The following is a 7,087-nucleotide window of genomic DNA, read 5'->3' as shown; positions in this document are numbered from 1 at the left end:
AGCAGGGGGAGGCGCCGGCCCCGGCGCCTCCCCCTGCTCCTCCCGTGACGTGTCTACGACGATCTCGTACCGTCGCGCCCACGGCGCCCCCGGCAGCGCGAAGCGCGTCGGGGCGTCCCCCGCGTGCAGGATCGCCAGGAAGCTGTCGTCGGTGATCGGTGCGCCCCGGGCGTCGCGGCCCGGGATGTCGCGGCCCGAGAGGTACATGCCCAGGGTTGTCGTGGGGGTGTACCAGTCGGTCTCCGTCATCTCCGTGCCTCGGGGGGTGAACCAGGCCAGGTCCCGTAGTCCGTCCGCCGGATCGGCCCGGCCGGAGAAGAACGCCCGTCGGCGCAGGACCGGGTGGCGGTGGCGCAACTCGATGAGGCGGGCGGTGAGTTCGGTCAGCGCGCGCCAGCCGGGGTCCTCCAGCAGGCTCCAGTCCACCCAACTGATCTCGTTGTCCTGGCAGTACGCGTTGTTGTTGCCGCCCTGTGTACGCCCCAGCTCGTCGCCCGCGACCAGCATCGGAACGCCCGTCGACAGGAGGAGAGTTGTCAGCAGGTTCCTCAACTGGCGGCGCCGCAGAGCCAGTACACGCTCGTCGTCCGTCTCGCCCTCCGCGCCGCAGTTCCAGGCACGGTTGTCGTCCGTACCGTCCCGATTGCCCTCCCCGTTGGCCTCGTTGTGCTTGCGCTCGTACGACACCAGGTCCCGCAGCGTGAAACCGTCGTGCGCCGTCACGAAGTTGACCGAGGCGTAGGGCCTGCGACCGCCCCATGCGTACAGGTCGCTCGAACCCGACAACCTGTACCCCAGATCCCGTACGTCCGGCAGCGCGCCCCGCCAGAAGTCCCGTACCGCGTTGCGGTAGCGGTCGTTCCACTCCGTCCAGAGCGGGGGGAACGCGCCCACCTGGTAGCCCCCGGAGCCGACGTCCCAAGGCTCCGCGATCAGTTTCACCCTGCGCAGCACCGGGTCCTGGGCGATCACCGCCAGGAACGGGGAGAGCATGTCCACGTCGTGCATCGAGCGGGCCAGGGCCGCCGCCAGGTCGAAGCGGAAGCCGTCCACCCCCATCTCCGTCACCCAGTAGCGGAGCGAGTCCGTGATCAGGCGCAGTACGTGCGGCTGGACCACGTGGAGCGTGTTTCCGCAGCCCGTGTAGTCCGTGTAGCGGCGGGGGTCGTTCTGCAGGCGGTAGTAGCCCCTGTTGTCCATGCCCCGCAGGGACAGCGTCGGGCCGTGTTCGTCCGCCTCGGCCGTGTGGTTGTAGACCACGTCGAGGATGACCTCGATGCCCGCCGCGTGCAGTGCGCGCACCATGCGCTTGAACTCGCCGACCTGCTGGCCCGCCGTTCCCGTCGCCGCGTACCCCGCGTGCGGGGCGAAGTAGCCGATCGAGTTGTAGCCCCAGTAGTTCTTCGTGCCCCGGCGCAGGAGATGGTCCTCGTGCGCGAACTGATGGACCGGGAGCAGCTCCACCGCCGTCACGCCCAGCCTCGTCAGGTGCTCGGTCGCCGCCGGGTGCGCCAGGCCCGCGTATGTGCCCCGCAACTCCTCCGGGATGCCCGGGTGGAGTTTCGTGAACCCCTTGACGTGCAGCTCGTAGATCACCGAGTCCGCCCACGGGGTCTTCGGGCGGCGGTCGTCCGCCCACTCGTCGTCGGGGGAGTCGTCGTGGACGACGACGCCCTTGGGGACGTACGGCGCCGAGTCGCGGTCGTCGCGCACGGTGTCCGCCACCTGCTGCTCGGGCCAGTCGCGGACATGCCCGTACACCTCGGGCGGCAGGTCGAAATCGCCGTCCACCGCACGCGCGTACGGATCCAGCAGCAGCTTCGCCGGGTTCCAGCGGGCGCCGGTCCACGGGTCCCAGCGGCCGTGCACCCGATAGCCGTACCGCTGACCCGGCATCACCCCGGGCACGAAACCGTGCCAGATCTCGTGCGTCAGTTCGGTGAGGGGGACGCGGGTTTCCCCGGGGCTTCCCCCTTCTCCGCCGAACAGGCACAGCTCCACCGCCTCCGCCCCGCCCGCCCACAGGGCGAAGTTGGTACCCGACACCCCGTCCGGGCCCGTGCGGAAACGCGCGCCCAGGGGCATCGGCGTCCCCGGCCACACCGGCACGGCGGGCAGCGCGGCGCGCGCCGCGCCGTTCGGCACGGTGGTGGGGTGCCCCTCCTCGACGGCACGCTGTTCCGCGACCGCCAACGCCTTCTGCTCGGCTGCGCTGGACACCTCTCCGCCTCCCGCGACTCGTGGAACCAGTAAGTGGGACCAGTAGGTGGGACCAGTAGGGGAAACGATGCACGCCCCGCGCGAACAAGTGTGCGGCGTCCCGGCCGCAGTGCTCTGTTGCCTTGTTCCTCGCGGTCCTCGCGTCGTTTCTTCCCCCTGTTCTGCCCAGAGCGCGGCTCGCACTCACGTTTCCCAGGGGCGGGCCGCGTCGTTGGGTCGTTCGTGAGGCACGTACAAGGGCGCGCTCGGCGCGCGAGGGCCGGGCTGGTCGCCGTAGTGACATGGGCAGGACTGCTGGCCGGAGCCGCCGGCTGCACGTCGGAGGGGGTGGGCGGGGCCGACTCGGTGTTCGGGAAACCCCGGGCACCGAAGGACGTGATCCGCGTCTCGCCCGACGACGGCAGCCGCTCCGTGCGCCCCGGCAACCCCCTTCTCGTACGGGTGCCCAGCGGGCGCCTGGAGTCCGTGAAGGTCGTCAGGGCCCAGGACGCGCAGGAGTCGGAGGTGTCCGGGCGGATCTCCGAGGACGGGCTGTCCTGGCGGCCCGACGACACGCGGCTCGCGCTGGCCGCCCGGTACACGGTCGACGCCGTGGCGCTCGACGGTCAGGGACGCCGTTCGGCCCGGCACACCACCTTCACCACCTACGTGCCCGACGAGCGGTTCATCGGATACGTCACCCCGGAGAACCGCGCCATCGTCGGCACCGGAATGATCGTGTCCCTGGAGTTCAACCGCGAGATCACCAACCGGGCGGCCGTCGAACGCGCCGTCCATGTCACCGCCGAGCCCGCCGTCGACATCCGGCCGCACTGGTTCGGCGCCGGGCGCCTCGACTTCAGGCCCGAGGAGTACTGGGCACCGGGGACGAGGGTCACCGTCGAGCTGGCTCTGCGCGATGTCGAGGGGGCGCCCGGGGTGTACGGGATCCAGCGCAAGACGTTCGCCTTCACCGTCGGCCGCAGCCAGCTCTCCCTGGTCGACGCGGCCGCGCACACCATGGAGGTGCGGCGCGACGGCGACCTGCTGGCCACGGTGCCGATCACGGCGGGGTCGCCGAAGAACACGACGTACAACGGGAAAATGGTGGTCACGGAGATGCTCGAAGTGACCCGGATGAACAGCCGTACGGTCGGTTTCGGCGGCGAGTACGACATCCCGGACGTGCCGCACGCGATGCGCCTGACCACCTCCGGCACCTTCCTGCACGGCAACTACTGGGCGCCGGACGCCTTCGGCAGGACCAATGTCAGTCATGGCTGCGTCGGGCTCAGGGATGTGAAGGGCGGCAGTTCGGACAGTCCGGCGGGCTGGTTCTTCGACCGGAGCCTGATCGGGGACGTCATCGAGGTCGTCCACAGCAAGGACAAGAAAGTCGCTCCCGACAACGGGCTCGGCGGGTGGAACATGGGCTGGAGGGAATGGACGGCGGGGACCGCCACGAAAGGTGAACGGCCGGGTCCGACAAGCCGATGATGTTGGGACGGAATGGTGACCTTCCGGGGCCGCCGGGGGGCGTGACCTTGTGGTTAATATGCGCCGGGGTGCGTGGGACGCGCCGGGGAAGCGGGCCTGAGCAAGGCCCCGGGAGGGGAGACAAGCTTGAACGCGCGACCGATATCGGGGGCTTCGGCGCCGGCCCGACGGGGTGGGACACGCGGCATGCGCGGCATACGGGGGAGCAGCGGGCCGTTGGCGTTGCTCGCCGGTGTCGTACTCGTCGCCGTCACCGCCTGCGCCGGGGGCGGCGGTTCGGACTCCGGGCCCGACGACGCCAAGCCGAAGGGCAAGGACTCCACCACCGCGCGGACCCAGCAGTCCCAGGCGGTCGTCACCATCGCGCCCGAGGACGGCGCCAAGTCCGTGGACACCAGCGGCGCGCTCACCGTCAGCGCCGCCAAGGGCAAGCTGACCGAGGTCACGGTCGAGGACTCCAAGGGCAGGCCGGTCGAGGGCGCGCTGACCGCCGACGGCACCAAGTGGGCGCCCGCGACGCATCTCGCCGCGTCGACCACGTACAAGGTGCACGTGGTGGCCAAGGACAGCGAGGGGCGTGCGGCGGCGGAGGAGTCCTCCTTCACCACCCTCACCCCGAAGAACACGTTCGTCGGCACGTTCACCCCGGAGGACGGTTCCAAGGTCGGTGTGGGCATGCCGTTCTCGATCCGCTTCACCCGGGGCATCACGCACCCCGAAGATGTCGAGAAGGCCATCACCGTCAAGACCGAGCCGGCCGTCGACGTCGAGGGCCACTGGTTCGGCAACGACCGCCTCGACTTCCGCCCGGAGAAGTACTGGGCGCCCGGTACGAAGGTCACCGTCGCCCTCTCCCTCGACGGCGTCGAGGGACGCCCCGGCGTCTACGGCAAGCAGTCCAAGCAGGTCTCCTTCACCATCGGCCGCAGCCAGATCTCCACGGTCGACGTCAAGACGAAGAAAATGGTCGTACGACGGGACGGCAAGGTCATCAAGACCATCCCCGTCACCACCGGCAAGCCCGGCTACGACACCTGGAACGGCCAGATGGTCATCTCCGAGCGCCTCGAAGTGACCCGGATGAACGGCGAGACGGTCGGCTACGGCGGCGAGTACGACATCAAGGACGTTCCGCACGCCCAGCGCCTGACCGACTCCGGCACCTTCCTGCACGGCAACTACTGGGGCGGCGACGCCTTCGGCAACTACAACGCCAGCCACGGCTGCATAGGTCTGCGGGACGTTCGCGGCGGCTACGACAGCGGGGTGTCGGCGGCCTGGTTCTTCAACCGCTCGATGACCGGCGACGTGGTGATCGTGAAGCACTCCAAGGACCGGATCGTCAGCCCGGACAACGGTCTCAACGGCTGGAACATGTCCTGGGAGCAGTGGAAGGCGTAGCCCCGCCCACGTTCTCGTCGCGGGCCCGGTGTGACCGACAGCACCGGGCCCGTTGTCGTTAGTCCCCGTTAACCTGCCTCCATGACTGTGCATCTCGAAGTCGCGGACGGCGTCGGCACGATCCGGCTGGACCGGCCGCCCATGAACGCCCTGGACGTCGCCACCCAGGACCGCCTCAAGGAACTCGCCGAGGAGGCCACCCGCCGGGACGACGTGCGGGCGGTCGTCGTGTACGGCGGGGAGAAGGTGTTCGCGGCCGGTGCGGACATCAAGGAGATGCAGGCCATGGACCACGCGGCGATGGTCGCCCGGTCCAGGGACCTGCAGGACTCCTTCAGTGCCGTCGCCCGTATCCCCAAGCCGGTCGTCGCCGCGATCACCGGCTACGCCCTCGGCGGCGGCTGCGAGTTGGCGCTCTGCGCGGACTACCGCATCGCCGGTGACAACGCGAAACTCGGTCAGCCGGAGATCCTGCTCGGCGTGATCCCCGGCGCGGGCGGCACGCAGCGGCTCGCCCGGCTGATCGGCCCGTCCAGGGCCAAGGACCTGATCTTCACCGGGCGGATGGTCAAGGCCGACGAAGCGCTGACGCTCGGTCTGGTGGACCGCGTCGTACCGGCCGCCGATGTGTACACCGAGGCGCACGCCTGGGCGGCGAAGCTCGCGCAGGGCCCGGCGATCGCGCTGCGCGCGGCGAAGGAGTCCATCGACGCGGGCCTGGAGACCGACCTGGAGACGGGCCTCGCGATCGAACGGAACTGGTTCGCGGGCCTGTTCGCGACTCAGGACCGGGAGATCGGGATGCGGAGCTTCGTGGAGGACGGTCCGGGAAAGGCGAAGTTCCTCTGACTTCGCTGCGGCTTCCCTCCGGCTTCCCTCCGGCCTCCTCCGACTTGCTCTGACTCCCGCTGGGTTCCGCTGAGTTCTGCCTGGTTCCGTCGAACAAATTTCCTTGCAGTTGACGCGTTGTCTTATCCGGGTCCCTCGAACGGGCGGTTTATGGGAGTCTTGGGCCAGCCTTGAGTCTGCCTCGTCGAGGGGGCCTGTCGTTTGCCCGGAAATGAGCTTCCGTCGCAGGTCGGAGGGGATTCGGTGGGCGACGGAATGTCTCCGGCATATGTCGGACGCCCCATCCGGAATGACGTGTTCCCGGGGGCGTATTCCTCCGGAACGGCCCCCCAGGAAGGTCCGGCCCGCCATGATGGGGGCATGGCGGGGCTGGAGGGCATGGAACAGCCGCGGGGACACGGTCGTGCGACGGCGGCACGGTGGTCGCCTGCGGTGGAGGACGAACGGGCGCTCAAGGCGCTGGAGTTGTTCGGGAACCCGACGGTGGCCGAGGTTCCGCTGCCGTCCCGCCCCGAGTCCGCCGCGGCCGCGCGCCGCCTCGCCCAGGTCGTCGTACTCCGCGAGTGGGGGCTGACCCCCAAGATGACGGAGGACGCGGTCCTGCTCGTCTCCGAACTCGTCGGCAACGCGGTGCGCCACACCGGCGCGCGCGTGTTCGGCCTGCGGATGCGTCGGCGCCGGGGCTGGATCCGGGTGGAGGTCCGGGACCCCTCGCGGGGGCTGCCGTGTCTGATGCCGGTCCAGGAGATGGACATCAGCGGGCGCGGACTGATGCTGGTCGACAAACTCTCCGACCGCTGGGGGGTCGACCTCCTGCCGCGCGGGAAGACGACGTGGTTCGAGATGCGGGTCGCCGACCGGTAGCGACCGGTAGCGACCGGTAGTGACCGCTGGTGACGGCGACGACCGCGTGACCGTGCGGGTGTCCGGCCGTACGAGCGGGCGGGCGGGCCACCGATCGGGCTAATCGCCCGTTTTCCGGACAGTACGCCCTTAAATGGTGCGGTGACCACGACCGACCGCCGGGCGGTGCTGCGTGCGGGTGCCGGGATCGTTGCCTCGGGGGCGCTGACCACCGGGTGCGCGACCGGTACCGCCACCGGCGGTGCCGCCGCTCGCCCCGTCGCCCTCCCCTCGGGGA

The 7,087-nt window shown here is 70.0% G+C and carries 5 protein-coding genes; 4 read left to right on the top strand and 1 reads right to left on the bottom strand.

Annotation, left to right across the window (positions count from 1 at the left end; translation table 11 throughout):
* On the bottom strand, positions 1-2,220 hold a 2,220-nt coding region (gene glgX / locus AOK08_RS16215; protein WP_055526277.1), incomplete at its 3' end, for a glycogen debranching protein GlgX.
* Between the two features lie 222 nt (positions 2,221-2,442).
* Between glgX and AOK08_RS16210 the strand changes: the two genes are divergently transcribed.
* From AOK08_RS16210 to AOK08_RS16195, 4 genes are all read left to right on the top strand, one after another.
* The gene (locus AOK08_RS16210) at positions 2,443-3,696 is read left to right on the top strand and encodes a L,D-transpeptidase (protein ID WP_055526276.1); all 1,254 of its coding nucleotides are present in this window, start codon (positions 2,443-2,445) and stop codon (positions 3,694-3,696) included.
* Positions 3,697-3,882: 186 nt separating this feature from the next.
* A complete protein-coding gene (locus AOK08_RS16205) occupies positions 3,883-5,097 on the top strand; it encodes a L,D-transpeptidase (protein WP_055526275.1) in 1,215 nt (404 codons plus the stop codon).
* A gap of 81 nt (positions 5,098-5,178) precedes the next feature.
* On the top strand, positions 5,179-5,946 hold the full coding sequence (locus tag AOK08_RS16200) for an enoyl-CoA hydratase/isomerase family protein (protein WP_055526274.1): 768 nt from the start codon (positions 5,179-5,181) through the stop codon (positions 5,944-5,946).
* Positions 5,947-6,306: 360 nt separating this feature from the next.
* The gene (locus AOK08_RS16195) at positions 6,307-6,810 is read left to right on the top strand and encodes an ATP-binding protein (RefSeq protein ID WP_055526273.1); all 504 of its coding nucleotides are present in this window, start codon (positions 6,307-6,309) and stop codon (positions 6,808-6,810) included.
* Positions 6,811-7,087 lie beyond the last annotated feature (277 nt).

The organism is Streptomyces graminilatus (genome assembly GCF_001418565.1).
Classification (GTDB): Bacteria; Actinomycetota; Actinomycetes; order Streptomycetales; family Streptomycetaceae; genus Streptomyces; species Streptomyces graminilatus.
The sequence above is the reverse complement of the archived record's forward strand: the minus strand, read 5'-3'. Positions and strand labels throughout refer to the sequence as shown.